13 protein-coding genes are annotated in these 21,502 nt (G+C 42.2%); 5 read left to right on the top strand and 8 right to left on the bottom strand.

Features of this window, described 5'->3' with window-relative positions; translation table 11 throughout:
* Positions 1 to 399 precede the first annotated feature (399 nt).
* Together IZT61_RS04040 and IZT61_RS04035 are read right to left on the bottom strand one after the other, a co-directional pair.
* Entirely contained in the window at positions 400 to 1,197 is a 798-nt protein-coding gene (locus tag IZT61_RS04040) for a response regulator transcription factor (protein ID WP_230383840.1), read from the bottom strand.
* Positions 1,179 to 4,361: a ligand-binding sensor domain-containing protein gene (locus tag IZT61_RS04035; protein WP_196099916.1), complete on the bottom strand. Its 3,183-nt coding sequence runs from the start codon at positions 4,359 to 4,361 to the stop codon at positions 1,179 to 1,181. Before IZT61_RS04035 ends, IZT61_RS04040 begins: the two co-directional genes overlap by 19 nt.
* Before the next feature lie 1,074 nt (positions 4,362 to 5,435).
* Here IZT61_RS04035 and IZT61_RS04030 point away from each other — a divergent pair.
* From IZT61_RS04030 to IZT61_RS04010, 5 genes are all read left to right on the top strand, one after another.
* Entirely contained in the window at positions 5,436 to 8,522 is a 3,087-nt protein-coding gene (locus IZT61_RS04030; RefSeq protein ID WP_196099915.1) for a SusC/RagA family TonB-linked outer membrane protein, read from the top strand.
* Between the two features lie 10 nt (positions 8,523 to 8,532).
* Positions 8,533 to 10,203: a RagB/SusD family nutrient uptake outer membrane protein gene (locus IZT61_RS04025; protein WP_196099914.1), complete on the top strand. Its 1,671-nt coding sequence runs from the start codon at positions 8,533 to 8,535 to the stop codon at positions 10,201 to 10,203.
* Positions 10,204 to 10,522: 319 nt separating this feature from the next.
* Positions 10,523 to 10,846, top strand: a complete 324-nt coding sequence (locus IZT61_RS04020) for a hypothetical protein (RefSeq protein ID WP_196099913.1) — start codon at positions 10,523 to 10,525, stop codon at positions 10,844 to 10,846.
* Between the two features lie 134 nt (positions 10,847 to 10,980).
* Positions 10,981 to 12,084, top strand: a complete 1,104-nt coding sequence (locus IZT61_RS04015; RefSeq protein WP_196099912.1) for a glycoside hydrolase family 88/105 protein — start codon at positions 10,981 to 10,983, stop codon at positions 12,082 to 12,084.
* An 859-nt stretch (positions 12,085 to 12,943) separates the two neighbouring features.
* The gene (locus IZT61_RS04010) at positions 12,944 to 14,620 is read left to right on the top strand and encodes an FAD-dependent oxidoreductase (RefSeq protein ID WP_196099911.1); all 1,677 of its coding nucleotides are present in this window, start codon (positions 12,944 to 12,946) and stop codon (positions 14,618 to 14,620) included.
* Between the two features lie 205 nt (positions 14,621 to 14,825).
* On the opposite strand, the gene IZT61_RS04005 is transcribed toward IZT61_RS04010, so the two are convergent.
* The 6 genes from IZT61_RS04005 to IZT61_RS03980 all read right to left on the bottom strand — a co-directional run bounded on the left by IZT61_RS04005 (position 14,826) and on the right by IZT61_RS03980 (position 21,469).
* Complete coding sequence (locus tag IZT61_RS04005; RefSeq protein ID WP_196099910.1) at positions 14,826 to 15,800, bottom strand: polyprenyl synthetase family protein; 975 nt, start codon at positions 15,798 to 15,800, stop codon at positions 14,826 to 14,828.
* A gap of 43 nt (positions 15,801 to 15,843) precedes the next feature.
* Positions 15,844 to 17,976 (bottom strand): ribonuclease R, encoded by a 2,133-nt coding sequence (gene rnr, locus IZT61_RS04000; protein ID WP_196099909.1) that lies wholly within the window; start codon positions 17,974 to 17,976, stop codon positions 15,844 to 15,846.
* Positions 17,977 to 18,136: 160 nt separating this feature from the next.
* Complete coding sequence (locus IZT61_RS03995) at positions 18,137 to 18,439, bottom strand: helix-turn-helix domain-containing protein (RefSeq protein ID WP_196099908.1); 303 nt, start codon at positions 18,437 to 18,439, stop codon at positions 18,137 to 18,139.
* Positions 18,414 to 18,788 carry a type II toxin-antitoxin system RelE/ParE family toxin gene (locus tag IZT61_RS03990; RefSeq protein ID WP_196099907.1) on the bottom strand — a complete coding sequence of 125 codons (375 nt, stop codon included), beginning with the start codon at positions 18,786 to 18,788 and terminating at the stop codon, positions 18,414 to 18,416. Before IZT61_RS03990 ends, IZT61_RS03995 begins: the two co-directional genes overlap by 26 nt.
* A gap of 264 nt (positions 18,789 to 19,052) precedes the next feature.
* Positions 19,053 to 20,756 carry an ABC transporter ATP-binding protein gene (locus tag IZT61_RS03985; RefSeq protein WP_196099906.1) on the bottom strand — a complete coding sequence of 568 codons (1,704 nt, stop codon included), beginning with the start codon at positions 20,754 to 20,756 and terminating at the stop codon, positions 19,053 to 19,055.
* Positions 20,756 to 21,469 carry a 3'-5' exonuclease gene (locus IZT61_RS03980; RefSeq protein WP_196099905.1) on the bottom strand — a complete coding sequence of 238 codons (714 nt, stop codon included), beginning with the start codon at positions 21,467 to 21,469 and terminating at the stop codon, positions 20,756 to 20,758. The genes IZT61_RS03985 and IZT61_RS03980 overlap by 1 nt, the downstream gene beginning before the upstream one ends.
* Positions 21,470 to 21,502: the final 33 nt, after the last annotated feature.

Below are 21,502 nucleotides of genomic sequence, written 5' to 3'. Positions count from 1 at the left end.
ATTGATTTTTACCCCATAAATTACCTCTACCTTTGACGTGATTGTGTATTATGTATAAGACACTACATGAACGGTCGTCATCCTCAGCTTGACTGGGGATCTTAATGCTAAGGTTATAAGATTCCCGCCTGCGCAGGATCCGATGAGGTTAATAATATTTTCATTTTCAACCACATAGAAAACATAGGTTTGTGGCAAAGCGCTGTGGGGCATGTAACTCAGTCCCGTTTGGTGAGGAGGGTAGGAGATTAATTATGTTGAGCAGACCGCGTCCTATTTTAAGAGTTAGTGTAATGGTAATGATGCTTTGTCAGGCTGAGCGGAGTCGAAGCCTCGTGCATTTGCACTTCGAATCTGCTCAGGGTGACAATTATCACTGTATTTATGATCAACAGAATACTAACTATCCCCGGCATCCTTACTAAGCGAATTCATATATTCTTGTGGCGATACCTTAAAATACCTTAAAAAGTTTTTATTAAACAGACTTTGGGAACCGAAACCCACCATTTTTGCAATCTCAAAAAAGGTAAATTCATTTTGAGCAATCAATTTGGTCGCTTTTTTAAGTCGGGTAACATCGATCAATTCTTTCGGCGATAACGACGATATTGCTTTTATTTTGCGGTAAAGCGTAGGTCGGCTCATGTGCATGTGCTCTGCCAGTTGATCGATATCCAGATAGGGATCTTGAATATTCTTGCGCACATACTCATCAAGTCTTTTCAAAAATGCTTCTTCGGTTTTGGAGTTGGCAACCACCCGTACATCCTCAAAGGGCGAACTGGCAATATGGGCCTTTATTTTTAAGCGATTTTGAAGCAGGTTGGCCACCTGTACACGCAACAATTGCGGCGAAAAAGGCTTGTTAACATACAGGTCTGCGCCAACTTCTAAGCCCTCTATATTTGCTTTATACGTGTTTTTCGATGTCAACAATATAATCGGTATATGGCAAAACTCAACGTTCGATTTAATCGATTTGCAGAGCTCAAAGCCATCAATGCCGGGCATCATAATATCAGAAATGATAAGATCTACGTTTTCCTTTTCTAAGAGTTGTTGAGCAGCCTCTCCACTCGTGGCCAGGTGCAGCTTGTAGGTTTTTGTAAAAACCTTTGTCAAAAATTCAAGGATATCCTCATTATCATCAACAATTAAAATCGTATCGCTCATGTTTACTTTATCTTTTTCCAACTACTCAATTTAAATTCAAACTCCTGGTGAATGGGTAAGGTTAACTTAAATACCACTTTGTTTGCCTCACTTTCCAAATTTAACGAACCGTTATGTAATTCCGTTAACGATTTCGCGAGCGAAAGCCCTATTCCCGTTCCCGGCTTATCTTTGCCATACAACCTAAAAAACGGCTCGAATACCTGCGATTGATATTGTTGCGGTATTCCCCGGCCATCATTTGTAAACGTAATGGTAAATAGCCCGGCATTTTCATCAGGCAAAGATAAAATGACGCTAACAACGCTACTGCCGTACTTAATTGCATTAGAAATGAGGTTGTTACAGATCTTAATCAGCGCTTCTCTGTCGGTAAATGCAATTACGTTTTTTTCAGGCAGTTCAAGCTCGAGCACAATTTTGCTCTTTTGGGCCTCTTGCCTAAAGGCATCTATTTGCTCTTTAAGCAGCTTGTTTATATTGGTGTTTACAAAGTTCAGCCCGAACTGGTGCATCTCTGTTTTGCGGAAATCGAGCAGCTGATTGGTAAGCTTCGCCAGGCGATTGGCATTTTTTTCTACCATCAGTAAGCTGTCTTTTAAAGGTTGTTCTTCCGCGTCCTCAATCATCATTTCAACCGGCCCCAATATCAACGTTAAGGGCGTTTGTATCTCGTGGGCAATATTTGTGAAAAATTCTATTTTGGCCTGATAAATCTCTTTTTCCTTTTCGTGCTCAAACAGCCTTAGCTTGTTCCTGTTTTTGCGTTCGATGTAACGGTGATAGTAACGTATAGCAAAAAACAATGCCGTGGCAATCAGCAACAAATAACACACATAAGCCGTAATACTTTCCCAAAATGGTGGGCGAATTTTGATGAATAAACGCCGCTCCTGACCTGTCCAGCTGCCAATATTGCTTTTTGCTCTTACCAAAAAAGTATAATTGCCCGGAGATAGATCGGTAAAATAGGCTTTTCTGTTATTGTTGAGATACGTGGTAGCCTGATCTAAACCCTGCATCATGTATTCGTACCGCGTAACCTCGGGCGATGAATAATTCAATGCGGCAAATTCGATGCTGAAACTATTCTGATCGTACGCAAGCTCAATAGAATCGGTATACGAAATGGACCTCGTTAGCGGGCTATCTTCAACGTTGGGGAAAACCTCTTTATCATTGATCTGAAAACCGGTAATAAACGTTGGTGGTGCCTTATCCTTATGCTCAAAATCTTTCGGGTTAAAAGAGATCATTCCCCTTACCGAACCAAAGTACATTCGGCCTGTTGCATCTTTATAAGCCGAACTAAAGTTAAACTGATCGGTAATTAAGCCATTTGATTTGGTATAGATCTTAAATTTCTCCGTTTGGAGGTCGAAACAGATCAATCCTTTCAGTGAGCTAATCCACAGGTGTTTCGAATTATCTTCCAAAGCCCTGAACAGGATGTTTGTTGGCAGGCCGTTTTCGGTGGTGAACTTTTTCAGCACCTTTCGGTCGGGACTCAGCCTGATCAAACCATTGCCCTCTGTAGTAAACCACATGGCCTTGTTGCTATCTTCCATAATACCGCATACCGGAAACTCGTGTACGCTTTTCCCGTTTACCTTATCGCCAAAAGTAATATTGCCATGCTTACCGGTTTTCGGGTGATAGTAATAGGCGCCGTCAGATACGCTACCCGTCCAGATATTGCCAAACCGATCTTCGCGGATGTCATACACGTACGAGTTTGTAGGGATTTGTTTTACCCGTTTAAAAGTTTTTCGCTCCTTATTAAAGATAAAAAGCCCCGAACCCATATTATAGCCCGTGCCAACATATATGGTGCTATCTTTTGAAAGATAAATAGAAAGCACAAAATCGCTCGTTTCTTCATTCGGTTCGCCAATGGTTTTAAAACGATTAATCACAGTGCCCTTCTTAATGTCGAGGATTTCCATTCCGTGCAAAAACGGCCCTACAAAAAGTTGGTTGCCATATGCTAGCAGGCCGTGGATGTTGGGGTACGATAAATCGCCCGGCTTACCGTTGGCCGTATAATTGGTAAACTGGCCTGTTTTGGGGTTAAACTTGTTTACGCCCGCATCTTCCGTACCGATCCACAAGTCGCCCTTATTATCCGGGCAAATCTCCCTTACCGCATTCCCCGAAATGGAATTGGTGCCCAGCAGGGGGTAATACTTTTCAAACCTCGCATTGTTCTTCGAAAAGTAGCTCAGTCCGCCAAAATAGGTGCCGGCCCACATGCCCCCCTCGTTATCACGGCAAACCGTATAAACGGCGTTATCTGGAATAGAATAAGGATCGCCGGGGCGTTTGCGTAATAGTTGACTGGTGTTGGTGGCCAAATTGTAAATGTAAATGCCCGATTCTGTTGCCACCCAATATTCTTGCTTCTCGCCCGCAGTAATATCGCGAACATAGATATCGGTATTATCGCTGTTTTTTAAAATGAGCGATTTGATTACGCCGGTGCTGCTATTGTAACTTTTAAGTCCGCGTTTAAAGCAGCCCACTAAAATTTCGTTGTTGCCAATAGGGAATACTTTACTGATAGATCGAAGGTTTGAAGGCACATTTTTTTCGATAATTCTCACCGTACTTCTCCATCCGTTGTTCGGGTTATAGGTAGTCAGCTGCCCATCATCGTTGCCTATTAAGATGTTGCCGTTATTGTTAACCGCAATACACGAAGCTGTTGTTTTTAAATCGATTATTTTATTTTCTTTTTGAACGTATTTATAAAGTGCCCGGTTAGCCAGAAAAAATAAATTATTGTGGCGGTCGATCAATATGGCGTTGATGTAGCTTTGCGGTGCAGTTTGCAGGGGTGTAAAAACCTCTTTATAAGGATCGTATTTAATTATTCCGCGGCCGGTACCTACCCACAACATGCCTTTTTTATCTTCGGCAAGACAGATAATAATGTTATTGCCAATATTCCCGAACTTGCTTTTTTCGTTTTTGAAGGTTTTAAACGTGTAGCCGTCAAAACGATTTAAGCCTCCGCGTGTTCCAATCCAAATCAGGCCCTTTCTATCCTGGACAATCGCATTTACAGAATTATGCGCAAGCCCATCATCTGCCTGGTACTGCTTAAAGTAATGAGATTGCCCTTTGCAGGTAAAAACTGCAAAAACGCAAGTAAACAACAACAGAAATAATAATAGGGACCGCATAGTAAGTTAATCCCAAATATATATAATTAGATGCGTTGTAGTATTGTCCTTTGAATTATGCAAAATTTGTTCTCAATCTCTATTACTTTTATTGGCTGATATTCAGTTGGTTATTGCGTGTTTAGTTTCGGCCTTGATACATATCGACAAAAAGATGAACAATTTTAAAAGTTAAACCTTCCGCTCGGTGGTTTTCGATAACTGCACAGTGAACTCAATGTTGTTTAGTTAAGGAAATAACAAAGCATTGTTATCCTGAGTTTTAGTTTTTAGCGAAAAAAATCAACATAAAGTGACGTTTGGGATTTATTCGTTCGCTATCTGCGCCATGCGTCCCCCTTCGAAGGGGGCAGGGGGATGATTTCCAAAAAAAAATCCTCTCCCTTTGTATGGATTCCGGTATCTTTCGTTTGTGCAACCCTCTCCAAAGAGGGACAATGAGACCGTGCGTTAAACCCAGAGTAATAACGTCAATGGTAGTTTAGTTCTTTAGCGAAAAGAATCAATATGGATGACGTTTATATATTCTTGCCGTCTTTCCCGCGCAGGCGGGAATCTTAAAGCATTAGCAGTAAGATCCCTCCCGAAGTTTCGGGAAGGATGACGATCGTTCATAGTTGGTGTTCCATTCAGTTGGCTAACCCATAGGGCGTTTAACCTATCATCCTAACGCCTGTGTTTTTTCGAAAACTGATCTCTGCGCATGACCACCGCTCATAGTTTTTTAGGTGCTTACCAAACTTGATATAAAACGACAAAAGAATGAACAATATAAGCGGCGCATATTTTCTTACTTTGAAATTAAGAAACCAAATATCCAACGCCGAATCGCTTGCTGCGCAAAAGATGTGGCCAAAAGCACGGTAAAACCCACTGCTTTAAAAGCCAACGGTAAGTAACCGGTTTCAGTTGCTCGCAAAAAAAGTAGCATTTAGTCGCCAAATATGAATATGAGATAAACCTAGAGCCCTTAACAAATCTGTGCCTTCCGGTATTTAACATTTCACATTTCAGCCGGGGTGCCAAAATGTATGTGGCCAATACAAATCATCTTTACTACAATCCTAACCAAATATGAAATATAAAATTCTACTAAAAAAAATCTTTTCGTCCACCTTTTCTCATGTTATGGTAGCCACCATTTGCATAACGGCAATTGGTACAAACAAGGCCAAAGCCGATGGAGTAGGCGGTAACAATCCTGCAGGCGCTAAGCTTTTGGCATTTAAAACTACGGATTTTCAGGCCGATATCATCATCACCGGTAAGGTAACAGATGACGAAACAAAATCGCCCATTCCCGGCGTTTCCGTTAAGGTTAAAGGCAGTACAACAACCACCGTTACCGATGCAAATGGCGTATATAAAATAAGCGTTCCGAACCAGCAAGCGGTACTTACGTTTACGTATGTGGGTTACGATATACAGGAACGCACAGTTGGCGATGTTAAAAATATCAATATTGTTTTAAGCTCCTCGCAGGCTAAATTAGATGAAGTAGTTGTTGTGGGTTATGGAACTCAAAAGAAGGCCGATGTAACCGGCTCCGTAGTAAGGGCAAATTTGGAGGATTTTAGAAACGCACCCACTACCAATGTGGCCAGTCTTTTGCAGGGAACCGTTCCCGGCTTAAACGTCGGTCAGGTTAATCGTGCCGGTGCAACCCCATCTATCAACATCAGGGGGCAAAACACTTTGGGCGGAAATCAAAATGTGCTCATCATTTTGGATGGGGTGCAGTACAACAGCTCGTTAACTTCCATCAATCCGGATGATATTGCATCAATCGATGTGTTAAAAGATGCCAGTGCAACCGCCGTATATGGGGCTCAGGCTGCAAACGGGGTTATTTTAATCACAAGTAGAAAAGGAACCATCGGCCGAACCCGGATTTCGTTTTCGACACAGTATGCTACACAAAAGCCGAATATAGATCTTAAGCCGATGGCAAGAGACGAATATTTGGATCATATTAAATATTTGTATTACGATCAGGCTTTTCTGGCGCCCGATTTTACCCAGCCCAACCCCGCCTTTGATTTGGTAAGCAAAGTAGATCCATCGATGAAAGATGCATCGGGAAACCTGCTGCCAAACGATTTTAGTTGGTACGATGAGGCCACACGAACGGGCTCGATAATAGATAATCAGCTAAGTGTATCAGGTGGAACAGAAAAGATCAATTACCTGCTTTCGGGGAGTATCACCAAAAACTCGGGCTTTATTAATAACGACGTACAGAAAAGAAAAACGCTTAGGGCCAATATAGAATCGAAGGCAACAGACTGGCTTACCGTTGGTTTGCAATCGTTCGGAACCTTTATTAATGAGGATGGGGTAGAGCCAAACTTCGAAAATATTAACCTCATGTCGCCATTAATTTTGCCCTGGGATGATAACGGAAACCTGAGGATCAACCCTTACAACACCAACTTAACAAACCCACTGCTGAGCTATCAGGCCGATGATTATGACCGCCATAATTATTTTTTCGCTAATCTATACGCCAATGTGCAATTGCCGATAAAAGGGCTTACTTACAGAATTAGCTTTGGCAACAATTACCGCCTCGATTTAAAATACATTTCGAGTGAGTATGATGCTAACCTGACCGGACAGGCTTCTAAAGAAACGACCACGTATTACGATTATACCTTTGATAACCTTTTAACCTACAACAAAACCTTTGGCAAGCACAACTTTACCGGAACATTGCTGTACGGCTCTATTGAGCGTGAGAATAGTTACACCAGAGCGTACTCAACGGGTTTTTCGAGGCTAACGCTCGGTTACAATAACCTGCAGCAGGGAACCAATCGCTTTGCCGTATCAAATGCCTGGAATGAAGCGCTCAACTATCAGATGTTCCGCCTAAACTACAGCTACGAAAGCAAATATTTGTTTACAGGTACAATCAGGAGAGATGGCTTTTCGGGCTTCGCAGAAAATAATAAATACGGTATATTTCCATCGCTATCAGTAGGTTGGGATATTTCGAAAGAACCATTTTTTAAGGTAAATTGGGTAGATAACCTGAAATTAAGAGTTGGTTATGGCGTAGCCGGAAACCAAACCACAAGGTACTCATCATTGGCAACGGTTGATGTAAACGCCGCTTATGTTTTTGGCGATGGCGGTTCAACGCAGTTCGGGCAGCAGGTAAACTCATTATCTAATCCCGACTTAAAATGGGAGCGTACTACAGGCGCCAATGTGGGCTTAGAATTTACGGTATTAAAAAACAGGCTATCAGGTGTTATCGAATATTATGATACCAAAACTACCGATCTACTTTATTCGGTAAACATTCCCGTAGTTACAGGTTTTGGCAACATTTTAACCAATATCGGCGAACTGAGAAATAAGGGTTTTGAAGTGTCTTTAAACTCCAAAAACCTGAACAGCGGCGAATTTAAATGGACATCGTCCCTAAACTTTGCCCGAAACGTAAACAAGGTTGTTAAGCTGCTTGGCGATCGGAATGGCGATGGTGTTGAAGATGATCTTCCGCAGAGCGGACTTTTTGTTGGGCAGCCAACTGCAGTAATTTACGATTATCGGGTAAACGGCATCTGGCAGGTTGGCGAGCAAATCCCAACGGGCTACTCAGCAGGAACCTATCGCATTGTGGATCAAAACGGCGATGGCGTAATCGATGCAAACGACAGAACAATTATAGGTTCGTCTGCACCAGCCTACAGGTTGAGTTTGCTCAACAATTTCCAGTACAAAAATTTTACGCTGAGCGTATTCCTAAATTCTATCCAAGGTGGAAATAAATCCTATCTGGCTAATAATACTGCAAGGATAATTAGAGATGACAACGCCATCAGAAACAATTACCTGAGTGGAATAGATTATTGGTCGCCAGACAACCCCAACGGCAAATATCCCCGCTCTTTCGTATCCGCAACATTAAACCCACCGCTGTTTCAGAACCGAAGTTTTGTAAGGCTGCAAGATGTATCGCTCTCGTATAAGTTTAGCGGAAAGTTTGTTGAGCGCCTGAAACTTCAAAACCTCAATGTGTTTGTAAGTGGCAAAAATCTGGCTACCTGGACAAGTTGGGATGGCTGGGACCCAGAAACCAATCAAGGTTTAACCAACAACGGAAGGCCGGTATTTAAAGGCTATTCTGTAGGGCTTAATGTTACATTTTAAATTAGAAACGATGAAAAAGATAACCGCTACCATTATAATTGCAATTACCGTTCTGTTTTTCTCTTGCAAACAAGATTTTTTAGATGAAAAACCGCTCGATTTTTTAAGTACAACCAACGCTTACATCAGTGCTCAGGATTTTGATGCTGCTGTAACTAATCTTTACGACCGCGTACGAAGAGAATTTTACAACAGTGGCGAAAGAAGGCCTTTTGATTATGTGTTTGGCTGCGATTTGGTTTTTGATGGCCAACCGTCGGTTGATAGGCACACCAATATGGTTGCCGCCTATTCGCCGCTAAGTACAGAAATCCCGTTAATCCACTGGACTTCGTTGTATAAAATCGTTTCAGAATCAAATACCATTCTCGATCGCATTCCGGGTTCTGAACTATCGGCTGCCGATAAGACATTAATGGAAGCCCGGGCTAAATTTTTCCGTGGCATGGCCTATCGCACACTCGCTTACCTGTACGGGGGCGTTCCGTTAAATACAACAGAAGTGGTTTCAGCAAAAACAGATTATGCACGCGCATCAAAAGCCGAAGTAATCGAGCAGGTGATTACCGACTTGAAGTTTGCCGCCGAAAATTTACCTGCCATAAACGCGGTTCGCGATGGCGAAATCAATAACCTTGCAGCGTATCACCTCTTATCCGAGGTTTATCTTGCCGCAGGGCAGTTTCAGAACGCTGCCGATGCCGCCTCTACGGTTATCAGCAACCCCAATGTTGGCTTAATGACAGCCAGATTTGGTGTTAAGGCATCAGATGCGACCAAAAATGTGTATTGGGATCTCTTTCAAAAAGGCAACCAGAACAGAAAAAATGGCACCAATAAAGAGGCACTTTGGGTAATTCAGTTCGAAACCGATGTTCCGGGTGGCGCTGCGGTTTCAACAGGCATTAGTGGCTCGTACCAGCAAGAAAGGCATTTTGCTCCGCAATTTCTCACTTTCAGGCTCTCGGGAAGTAATGTGCAACCGTTTTTATACCCCATTAGCGATTACACCGGGGGTAGGGGCATCGGCTGGGCCATATCTACCAAATACTTTAGCGATGTAATTTGGCAAAGTGATTTTAACAACGACCTCCGAAATGCGCCTTTCAATTTTGTTCGCGAGTTTAAGGTTACCAACCCTGCGCACCCCCGTTTTGGTCAAACCATTTCTACAATTAATCCGCCTGCGGGCGTTACCGTACCACGTAGAGATTTTTACGCTTTTCAATCCAAAATAACCACTCCCGGCGATCATCCGGATGGCATGTTTCAAGATAAATCGCAGTTGTTGCTCAAGGCCAGCGCCGGAGGCACCTACGCCGATCAGTACATGTTTAGGTTGGCAGAAACCTATTTGTTGCGGGCCGAAGCCTATTTGGGTTTGAACCAACTGGATAAGGCTGCTACCGACATTAACGCCGTGCGCAGCAGATCGAATGCATCGCCTGTGTTAGCGGCAAACGTAAACATCGATTATATTTTAGATGAACGCATGCGTGAACTGGGGTCCGAAGAAAAACGTAGAATAACATTGATGCGTTTGGGACTGGTTTACGATAGGGTGAAGAAATGCAATCCGTATTACAACGATGTTTTGCCGACTTACAATTTGTGGCCTATTCCCGCTTCAGAAATTGAACGGAACAATGGCACCAAACTGGCTCAAAACCCGGGGTATTAAACCTTTTATTTCTGGTTACTAAATAATTATAAGTTGAAAACAAACCTTAAAAGTGTAAAAATTTTACCCTTATTGCCACCGCTAACCTATTTATGGACGCATTTCTTTTTTGTGGGTCGTCATTCCCGCGCAGGCGGTCCCGTACGTACGGGACTAATGCAATTGATCCGTTTTGTGTATTAGGATCCCCAGTCAAGCTGGGGATGACGACCGTTCTTAGCTGGCGCCTACAGGTTTGGTTTCCATTTTTGACTTATCCAGCCATACAACACCCTTTTAATTATGTGTCCACACGATAGACCGCTAACCGCATATAAAAATGAAAAAACAAGCAACTAAAAATGTAGAAGTGCTTATCGACCTCCTGGGCTATGGCATTGTAGAGTTATCGGTGGCATATAGTTTAAACTTTAACGATGTATTACCACGCACGTACAGCATAGAATGCCATACCGAGCCTGTCGATTCAGCAAGGCACACCTGGCTTTATTCGCGGGATTTTAAAATGATTTTCTCTAAAATAGAGCCGAGCGTAGGCTATACCGTTTGTTTCAATGAAGAAAAATCAAATAAGAACATTTATTATCAAACCATGTTAAATGTGGTTTCTGATTATATTTTATTAAAAGAAAACTTGTGTTAGACTTTTTAGTCCTTAGTCTTGAGTTTTAGTCTTTTCCCAAAGGGATGCCTTTCGCAAAGCTTTCGCCTTTCAGCTTTCCCAAAGGGATGCCTTTGGCACACCTTTCACCTTTAAAAACCAAATATATTATCAATATGTATAAAAAACTGTTTACATTATTGCTCCTGGTACTTCCGTGCCACTTGTTTGCCCAAAAAAATCTGCTCAAAGACTTTCCAGAGGGATTTGGCCCGAAAGAAGTCGGCAAACGCCTTGCTTATCGCTTTGTAGATAGAAAGCACATGCTCCATGCCGGAAAATGGATTAGCTATCCCGAAACCTTTAACTGGACAGGTGCCCTTAAGTATGCCGCGATAACGAAAGATAAAACCCTGCTATCGTTGCTCGAAAAGAGATTTGAAAAACTCACCTCCGAAGAAAAACAGTTGTTGCCCATTATGAATCATGTTGATTTGAATATGTTCGGTAGTCTGCCGCTAGAGCTGTATCAAATTACCAAAGATAAACGCTATTTCGAGTTGGGAATGCCCTACGCCGATACCCAGTGGGCCGTTCCGGAAAACGCAACGCCAACGCAAAAAGAATGGGCTAGCAAAGGGTTTTCGTGGCAAACCCGTTTATGGATCGACGATATGTACATGATTACCATTGTGCAAACCCAGGCCTATAAGGTTACCGGCGATCGAAAATATCTTGATCGTGCCGCCAAAGAAATGGTGCTCTACCTTGATGAATTACAACGCCCGAACGGCCTGTTTTACCATGCACCCGATGTTCCTTTTTACTGGGGCCGGGGCAATGGCTGGATGGCGGCTGGCATGACTGAGCTTTTACGTCTGCTGCCAAAAAATAGTGAGGAGCGCCCACGCATTTTAAAAGGGTATGAAACTATGATGAAAAGCCTTAAACAATACCAATCGCCAACTGGCATGTGGAATCAATTGATTGATGAACCAGAGTGCTGGGCCGAAACTTCGGGGTCGGCGATGTTTACCTATGCCATGATTAGCGGCGTAAAACATGGCTGGTTAAACAAAGCAGAATATGCGCCCGTAGCACGAAAGGCCTGGCTGGCATTGGTACCATACATCAACGACAAGGGCGATGTTGCTGAGGTTTGCGTTGGCACCAACAAGAAAAACGATAAACAATACTATTACGACCGCCCACGAAATGTTGGCGATTCTCATGGGCAATCGCCGTATCTGTGGTGTACAGTGGCCTTGTTAGAAAAATAAGATTTGTCTTGGTTCCTCCCTGAACGGTGTCGTCATTTCGACCGAAGTGGAGAAATCTTTACGCAAAGACAGGCTCAAAAATTTATCGGATGCGGTATAGGGTCAACTTTAAAGAATTTAGCGGCCATAAAGTGACCATATAGGCATAGAGAACAATAGAGGACTGCGCCTTCAAACTATATGACCTATGTGACTATGTGATCAATATTTGAGGATTTAGGAGCCAGGAAGTAACCATTTAGGAATAGACAGCATATAGGCTTGCGCTTTCAAACCTATATGCCCTATGTGCCTATGTGGTCCGCCTTTATAGAATTCGAGCGGCCATATAAATGACCAAATAGGCATAGAGAACATAGCGGGCTTGCGCTTTCAAACCTATATGCCCTATGTGCCTATATGGTCCGCCTTTATAGAATTCGAGCGGCCATAAAGTGACCATATAGGCATAGAGAACATATAGGGCTGCGCCTTTAAACTTTGTACCCTATGTGCCTATGTGGTCCGCCTTTATAGAATTCAGCGGCCATAAAGTGACCATATAGGCATAGAGAACATAGAGGGCTACGCCGTCAAATTATATGACCTATGTGCCTATGTGGTCCGCCTTTAGGCTGTTATATGGTCAACCTTTAACTTATAAAGCGTGCTTAATTTGGTTAGCATTGGCCATCCTTATAAGGCTGGTGTCTGCACGCTCCGATACCTGGGGCCATTGGTCCCGGGTTATCTTTTTACGGCACGGTCGTCTCGAAATTGAATCAACTTGTAACCACCCTAATCAATCTCGATCGCAAGAGAATTGATTAAAATAACCATCTTCTTATAAAATTCAGTCTCAAGTTCCTAACTTAACTTCATGAAGAAAAAAAACGTTTCAATTTTTATCGCTCTAATATTTTTTCAGCTTCAGATCATCATTCCCCGAAGCCATGCCCAGACAGCTAAAAAGCAGTTTAAGGCCGATATTATCATTTATGGCGGAACCTCTGCTGCGGTTACAGCAGCAGTACAGGCAACCCGGATGCATAAAACAGTGATTATTGTTTCTCCCGATCAGCATTTGGGCGGGCTTTCCTCTTCTGGCCTCGGTTTTACCGATACCGGCAATAAGGAAGTAATTGGTGGATTATCAAGAGAATTTTATCACCGCGTTTATCTTCATTATCAGGAAAACAATGGCTGGAAATGGCAAAAAAAAGAACAATATGGAAACATGGGGCAGGGTACACCCGCCATAGATGGAAAGGATAGAACCATGTGGATTTTTGAGCCCCATGTTGCAGAAAAAATAATGGAAGATTTTGTTAAGGAAAACCATTTACAGGTGTTTCGCAAAGAACTGCTGAACAGAAAGCATGGAGTTGTTAAAAAGAGTGGTAATATCGTTTCTATTAGCACCCTGAGCGGTAAAAAATTTAATGGAAGAGTATTTATCGATGCTACCTACGAGGGCGATTTAATGGCCGCCGCAGGCGTAAGTTACCACGTAGGCCGCGAGGCAAATGCCACCTATGGCGAAACCTGGAACGGTGTACAGGCGTTGGTTTTTCAGCACGGGCATCACTTCGCCTCAAAAATAGATCCCTATAAAATCCCCGGCGATAAAACAAGCGGGCTGCTTGCCGGTATTTCGACCGAAACCCCCGGGGCCAATGGCACTGCAGATAAAAAATTACAAGCCTATTGTTTTAGAATGTGCTTAACCAATGTGCCCGAAAACAGGGTTGCCTTTCCAAAGCCCGACCGCTATAACCCGCTCGATTACGAATTATTAGTAAGGGTTTTTAACAGCGGATGGAAAGAGTTGTTTAACAAATACGATCCACTGCCAAACCATAAAACTGATACCAATAATCATGGCCCCTTTAGCACCGATTTTATCGGCATGAATTACGATTACCCCGAAGCATCGTACCAACGGAGAGCCGAAATTGTGAAAGATCACGAAAATTATCAGAAAGGGTTGCTCTACTTTATGGCCAACGACTCAAGAATTCCTAAAGGTTTGCAAGAAAAATTAAATACCTGGGGCCTGGCCAAAGATGAATTTAAAGACAACGGAAACTGGCCTTACCAAATCTACGTTCGCGAAGCAAGGCGAATGATTGGAAATTTTGTAATGACCGAAAAAGAAGTTTTGGGTCAAAAAGAAGTGCCAAAACCGATTGGGATGGGCTCTTATTCATTAGATTCGCACAATGTACAACGCTACGTTACCCCCGAAGGCTACGTGCAAAACGAGGGTGATATTGGCGTAAAAGCCCCAAAGCCATACAGCATTGCTTACGATGCAATTGTGCCTAAAGCTTTTGAATGCAAAAACCTGCTGGTTCCGGTTTGTATTTCATCATCTCATATTGCCTATGGTTCCATTAGGATGGAGCCTGTGTTTATGATTTTGGGCCAATCGGCGGCGACGGCAGCATCTTTAGCCATTGATGGGAAAAAAGCTGTTCAACAGGTAGATTATAATCAACTAAAGTTAAATCTGTTAAAACAAGGGCAACGGTTAAGTGTGTTTTCGCCAAATTAAATCCCATGCCTATCCCGCTGCAACATATTGTACCGCGTTATCTATGAACGGTAGTTATCCTCAGCAATGAGTTTGTAAAATCAAGGACTGTGATGATTGCTTGTTGTTACAGGCAGTCGCGAAAGTTGCTTAGAAAACTGAAGTCATCCGATGAATATGACTGTGCCAAATTATTCATCGGATGACAAAAATTTCAAATCCAGTCTTAATATTCTCTCGCCATTAACTGATTCGTTAAGCTGAGCAAATCAGACTTACGTTCCTCGCTCACCTCAATTTGTGCAAATACCTCTAATGCCCGGTCGAGGTAGCTGTTCATGCTTTCTTTCGCAATATTCTGAACGTCTAGCGTATCGTAAACCGATCTAACCGTATCAACCTTTTCCTTAATATCGAAGTCTTTGTAACTCGTCCAGCTGTTTAGCGATTGTTTCGTTTCGCCCTCGGCCAGCTCGAACGCCTTTAATAACAAGAACGTTTTTTTATTCGCAATAATATCGCCGCCAACTTGTTTGCCAAACTTTAACGGATCCGCGTAAACATCTAAAATGTCGTCGTGCAGTTGAAAAGCAATTCCTATATTTTCGCCAAACTGATAAATCAGATCCGCATCCTTTTCAGAAGCGCCAGCAATAATAGCCCCTAATTTTAATGCCCCGCCCAAAAGTACGGCGGTTTTTAACCTGATCATGTTGATGTATTCGTCGATGCTAACATCATCACGACTTTCAAATTCCATATCGAGCTGCTGCCCCTCGCAAACGCCTTGAGCAGTCGCATTAAAAGTGTCTAAAACATCCTTTAAAAATATCGGATTAACTTTGGCCAGGTTTTTATTCGCTTCAACCATCATCACATCGCCACTTAAAATGGCCGTGTTGGTGCTCCATTTTTCATGCACGGTTGCCTTTCCCCTTCGCAGAGGAGCATTATCCATAATATCATCATGCACAAGCGTAAAGTTATGGAACACCTCAATCGCCATTGCGGCATGGATAGAATCGTGTGCATCTTTGCCAAAAAGCTCAGTGGCCATTAGAACCAGTAGCGGGCGCACGCGTTTGCCCCCAAGGTTGATGATGTACCTTATCGGATCATATAGCTGTTTAGGATGATCGGGAAACCTTAAATTTTGTATCGCTGTATCTAAAATCTCTTGCAATTGCGCTGTTGTATGCATGCTTAACGTAACATTGTGCTTTCGGGCACAAATCTCTTAAATTTTAATCAGGAATTAGTGTAAAATCGATCTGACGTTTAGAAAGATCAACTTTTTTTACACGAATCATCACCTCATCGCCAAGTTGGTACTTTTTCTTTTTTCGCTGGCCGATGATGCAATAGTTTTTCTCATCCAGCACATAAAAATCGTCAGAAATATCACGTAAGCGAATCATTCCCTCGCACTTGTTCTCCTCAATCTCAACATACATGCCCCATTCTGTAACACCTGAAATAATTCCCTTGTACTCAGTACCGATATTGTTTTCGAGATATTCGGCCTGCTTGTATTTAATCGACGCTCTTTCAGCATCGGCAGCACGTTTTTCCATTGCCGATGAGTGCACGCAGGCAACTTCGTAAGCTTCCATGTCGGCCGATTTGCCCCCGTCGAGATAGATCTGCAATAAACGATGCGCCATTACATCAGGGTAGCGGCGAATTGGCGAAGTAAAGTGCGTATAATAATCAAAAGCCAAACCGTAATGACTTGTCTTTTTTGTGGAGTAAATGGCTTTTGCCATCGATCGGATGGCCAGCGACGTTAAAATGTTCTGTTCTTTTTTGCCCTCCACATCGGCCATTAAATGGTTAAGCGATCTCGCAATTTCCTTATCAGATTTCGTGTTGATTTTATATCCAAAACGCGAAGCGAAGGTGGCAAAAGTATTTAAAGTCTCCATATTTGGCGAATCGTGCACCCGGTAAACAAACGTTAATTTGTTTTTGCCTTTTACTTTTTTCGCAATGAATTCGGCTACTTTTCTATTTGCCAAAAGCATGTAGTCTTCAATAAGTTTGTGCGCATCCTTACGCTCTTTTACATATACGCCAATGGGTTTACCCGCATCATCAAGCTTAAATTTAACCTCCGTGCTTTCGAAACTTATTGCGCCATTTTTAAACTTGCGGTCGCGTAAAATGTAGGCCAGTTCATTCAGTTTCAAAATCTCGCTTGCATAATCGCCAGCCTTATTTTCGATCACTTCCTGCGCTTCTTCATAGCTAAATCGCCTATCCGAATGGATAACCGTTCGCCCATACCATTCATTTTTTATATTCGCTTCTTCATCTAGCTCGAAAACAGCCGAAAAACACAATTTATCTTCATGCGGGCGAAGTGAGCAAACGCCATTGCTTAAGCGTTCGGGCAACATCGGAATCACACGATCGACCAGATAAACCGAAGTTGCACGGCTGTACGCTTCTTTATCCAACTCCGTTCCCTCAATAACATAGTGAGAAACATCCGCAATGTGAACGCCGATTTCATGATTTCCGTTGGGTAGTTTTTGATATGAAATGGCGTCATCAAAATCTTTCGCGTCAGCAGGGTCGATGGTAAAAGTTAGTATTTTTCTAAAGTCCTTACGTTTCGTAATTTCAGCTTGCGAAATTTCTTCCGGAATCGCATTGGCTTCCTTTTCTACCTGCGAAGGGAATTCTAACGGAAAACCATATTGCGCCAAAATCGCATTCATTTCGGTGTTGTTTTCACCTTGATTGCCCAATACATGCTTCACCGTCCCGATAGGATTTTTTGCACTTTCAGGCCAATCTGATAACGTAACTAAAACGCGTTGACCATTTTTAGCACCATGAATATCCGCCAATGGAATAAAAATGTCGTGCATCATTTTCTTGTCGTCGGCAATCACAAAGGCAAACCGATCAGACACTTTAATCACGCCCGTAAAATCAGATTTCGCACGTTTGATGATCTCCACCACCTCGCCGTCGTTTTTGCGACCGCTTTTTTTGGCAAACACATAAGCCTTAACCGTATCGCCGTGAAGTGCATTTTTTAGCTTACGGGGCGCCACGAAAACATCTTTTTCAAATTCGTCTTCCGGAACAATATAAGCAGAACCATCTGCAGTCATATCTACCGTTCCGATAATGAAGTTTTGAAGGTCTTTAAGCTTGAATTTTCCTTTTTCAGGTTCAAGAAAAATGCCTGTACCTTTTCCCTCTTTTAAAATCTCTAAGATTGCATCTTTCGACTCCGGATCGGTGAGATTTAATTTTGCCGAAACTTGTTTATAATTAAGAAGCTGATTGTTGTTCTTTTCAAAAATATCACTAACCAATTGATTCAGAACCAATTTTATATTTGCTGATTTTTTCCTTGCCATACGCTAAAACTGAATTTATCGAAGATACGGAAAAAGGTTGAGGGTAGAAAGGGAAGGGTAGAAGTCCGAAAGCCGGAGTCAGAAATTTTACATCACAGCGCTGGCGCAAGCGTCTCGCTTGTTCTTATCTCAAAACTCCTCGCTTGTGCCTACCTCGTTTTTATTGAATCGTAAAGTTTATTTTTCGTCCAAGTCCAAATTCGATAAGTTTATAAAGAGTTGAAAGTTGGATGTCGCTGTGTCCGTTTTCAATTCTTGAAATAAAGCTCTTTTTTGCTCCAATTTTTTCGGCAAGCTGTTCTTGTGTCATTTGAGCCAACTTTCGTTCTTCTTTTATTAATTCTCCAATGGCAAAAGATTTGGCTTTAATTTCAAAGTCAATTCTCTCTTTTGTTCCTGTTGCTCCATATCTTTTATCAAGATGTTGGGAGAAACTTTTAATATTTTTGTTTTTTGTTTCCATTTTTATTTGCCCTTTGTTCGTTAAAATATTCCTCCATTATTTTTTCTGCTTTGCTTAATTCTTTTAATGGGGTTTTTTGAGTTTTCTTTTGAAATCCATTAAAAAGAACTACTAAATTTCCTTTGTCAAAACAGCAAAATATTCTGTAAATATTACTTCCGTATTCAACTCGAATTTCAAAAAGCCCTTTTACATTTTCAATACTTTTAAAAAATTTGGTGGGAACACGTTCAAGAATTGTCATCATAAAAAGCACTTCGTCTATTTTGTCCTTTACTTTTTCAGTCAGAGGTTCGAAAAAGTCCTCGAAGTAGTCTTTATAGAAAACAATTTCTCTAATAATTTTCATTTCTCAAAGTTAACGAATAATGGAACATTTCCAAAGTAAAACAGACAAATTTAGATGCTTTTTCGTTAGCGATGAGTTTGGTTGCAATTTTCCCAGCACTGGCGCAAGCGTCTCGCTTGTGCCTACCTCACCTCGCTTGTGCTTACCCAATTCTCTTAAATTATGTAACCTCGTAGCGAGACGCTACGACGAGGTAGTAGACCTTGGACTTAGGACTTTGGACTCCGACTCCCAACTCAAAACTCCCAACTCAAAACTCCCAGCCTACGCCCCCGGTATCGCTTCAATCAACTTCTTCGTATATTCTGCTTTTGGAGCATAAAAAATCTGTTCCGGATATCCTTCTTCCTCAATCTTGCCTTTGTTCATTACCAGAATACGATCGGAAATATGCTTAACAACCGCTAAATCGTGCGAGATAAAGATATAAGTAAGGCCAAATTCAGCCTGTAAATCTTTAAGTAAGTTCAACACTTGCGCTTGTACCGAAACATCTAACGCAGAAACCGATTCATCGCAAATAATAAACCTGGGTTGTAGCGCTAAGGCCCTTGCAATTACCACACGTTGCCGTTGACCACCGCTAAATTCGTGCGGATAACGGTTAAAATGTTCTTCTCTTAACCCAACCTTGTTTAGCAGTTCTAAAACCTTTTGTTTTCGTTCCGCGTCATTTTTTAAAAGGTTATGCACCTGTAATGGCTCTAAAATAGATTGGCCGATGCTGAGCTTGGGATTTAAAGAAGCGTATGGATCTTGAAAAATAATCTGAATATCTTTTCGCAGTTTGCGGAGCGCAGATTTACTGATGTTTGTAATGTCGTTACCGTCGAAGATAATCTTGCCCGATGTCGGCTGGATAAGCCTTAAAATTGTTCGCCCCAGCGTAGTTTTTCCGCAACCAGATTCGCCCACTAAGCCCAGCGTTTCACCCGGAAAAACCTGAAAGCTGATGTGATCAACAGCCTTAACGTAGTCGGTGGTTTTGGCAAATAAACCATTGTTAATAGGGTACCAAGTGCAAAGGTTGTCTATTTGCAATAACGGCTTTTGAGCGTACAATTGCGCTCTTCGCTTGGCAATCTCATCCGTTGTTAGTTGATTCGAAGCTTGTAAATGTGCGCTCGCATCATCTACTTTTCCGGTAAGGAAATCGGCAACCACTGGCAGCTTTTTGAGTTGCAGGCTAGGCGAAGGACGGCAGGCCAGAAGGCCCTTTGTATATGGATGTTGCGGGTTCTCGAATATCGCTTTTGCGGGGCCTTGCTCAACAATTTCTCCTTTATACATCACCGCAACCTCATCCGCAATTTCGTTGATCACCCCTAAATCGTGAGAAATAAAGATCATCGCCATATGGCGTTCTTCCTTAAGCTTCAGCAGCAGTTGCAGGATGGTTTTTTGAACTGTTACATCTAACGCCGTGGTTGGTTCGTCGGCAATTAAAAGTTTTGGGTTACAACTCAAGGCCATTGCAATCATCACCCGCTGCTTTTGACCACCGGAAATTTGATGCGGATAACTGTCAAATATCTTTTCAGGCCGGGGTAGCTGAACTTCTTCAAAAAGTGCGATGGTGCGGCGTTTTGCAGCCTCTTTACTTACCTGTTGATGCAGCATAATCGCTTCAGCAACCTGTTCTCCGCACGTAAAAACCGGATTGAGCGAGGTCATCGGCTCTTGAAAGATCATTGAGATTTGATTTCCCCTGATCTGGCGAATTTCGTTCGAACTGAGGTTAAGGAGGCTAACGTCGTCAAATTCGATATTTCCTCCAATTTTGGCCGAACGCTCATCGTGCAGGCGCATAATGGAAAAGGAAGTAACCGATTTGCCCGAGCCAGACTCGCCAACAATACCCAAAATAGACCCTTTTTTTACCGAAAAACCGATTGTTTTTACAGCCTTGAACCAAGTTTTTTCATCTTGATTATAAAAATCGATAGTTAAATTCTCAACGTTTAGCATCAGGATACAATTGTAATGTTTTCTGGCGAAATTATATCCATTCCCTTAAATTTTAATAGCACTTGTGCTGTGGTAACCACATCTTTTTGACAATAGGTAACAATTCGTTCCAAATTCTGCTCTTCGTAATAAACCTGCCGCACCTGACTTCCGTCAATATCATCTTTCGGCGTTGGAATATTTAGAATTGCCGCTAACAAGTTGAGTGAGGTATAATGTTTGTAATCGCCAAATTTCCACATTTCCATGGTGTCGAGGTGGTTCACCTCCCAGGGTTTTTTGCCCGAAATATCTAACTGCGATGGGATCTCGAGCCCATTAACCAGCAAGCGACGGCAAATGTAGGGGAAGTCGAATTCTTTGCCATTGTGTGCGCAAAAGGTTAACGTTGGTGCCTGCTTGTTCATCAATGAAATAAATTGCTGCAAAATTTCTTTCTCATCGTGACTGGCGAAAGATTTTAATCGCAGCGAATAAGATTTGTTTTGATAACTGAAAATCCCCAGACTTATGCACACGATTTTGCCAAATTCGGCGAGGATGCCTGCACGCTCATAAAACTCTTCCGCATCTTGGCCTTCCTTACGTTGAAAATGCGTTTTTTTCTCCCAGAGAAGTTGCATAGCCGGAGGCACCTCGTCAAAAGATGCATATTGAGGAACGGTTTCAATATCTAACATCCATATCTGACTTAAATCTAGCGTTTTTAACATTAAACAAGATAATGAAGAATTATCAATAATCAA

It is taken from the genome of Pedobacter endophyticus, assembly GCF_015679185.1.
In the GTDB taxonomy this organism is placed as follows: Bacteria; Bacteroidota; Bacteroidia; order Sphingobacteriales; family Sphingobacteriaceae; genus Pedobacter; species Pedobacter endophyticus.
Note: the sequence above shows the minus strand (reverse complement) of the source record. Positions and strands in the feature narration are given on the sequence as shown.

Excerpts from the sequence above, each read along its gene's own strand:
- IZT61_RS04035 (WP_196099916.1), bottom strand. The coding sequence starts at position 4,361 with ATGCGGTCCCTATTATTATTTCTGTTGTTGTTTACTTGCGTTTTTGCA.
- IZT61_RS04030 (WP_196099915.1), top strand. The coding sequence starts at position 5,436 with ATGAAATATAAAATTCTACTAAAAAAAATCTTTTCGTCCACCTTTTCT.
- IZT61_RS04025 (WP_196099914.1), top strand. The coding sequence starts at position 8,533 with ATGAAAAAGATAACCGCTACCATTATAATTGCAATTACCGTTCTGTTT.
- IZT61_RS04020 (WP_196099913.1), top strand. The coding sequence starts at position 10,523 with ATGAAAAAACAAGCAACTAAAAATGTAGAAGTGCTTATCGACCTCCTG.
- IZT61_RS04015 (WP_196099912.1), top strand. The coding sequence starts at position 10,981 with ATGTATAAAAAACTGTTTACATTATTGCTCCTGGTACTTCCGTGCCAC.
- IZT61_RS04010 (WP_196099911.1), top strand. The coding sequence starts at position 12,944 with ATGAAGAAAAAAAACGTTTCAATTTTTATCGCTCTAATATTTTTTCAG.
- IZT61_RS04005 (WP_196099910.1), bottom strand. The coding sequence starts at position 15,800 with ATGCATACAACAGCGCAATTGCAAGAGATTTTAGATACAGCGATACAA.
- rnr (WP_196099909.1), bottom strand. The coding sequence starts at position 17,976 with ATGGCAAGGAAAAAATCAGCAAATATAAAATTGGTTCTGAATCAATTG.
- IZT61_RS03995 (WP_196099908.1), bottom strand. The coding sequence starts at position 18,439 with ATGGAAACAAAAAACAAAAATATTAAAAGTTTCTCCCAACATCTTGAT.
- IZT61_RS03990 (WP_196099907.1), bottom strand. The coding sequence starts at position 18,788 with ATGAAAATTATTAGAGAAATTGTTTTCTATAAAGACTACTTCGAGGAC.
- IZT61_RS03985 (WP_196099906.1), bottom strand. The coding sequence starts at position 20,756 with ATGCTAAACGTTGAGAATTTAACTATCGATTTTTATAATCAAGATGAA.
- IZT61_RS03980 (WP_196099905.1), bottom strand. The coding sequence starts at position 21,469 with ATGTTAAAAACGCTAGATTTAAGTCAGATATGGATGTTAGATATTGAA.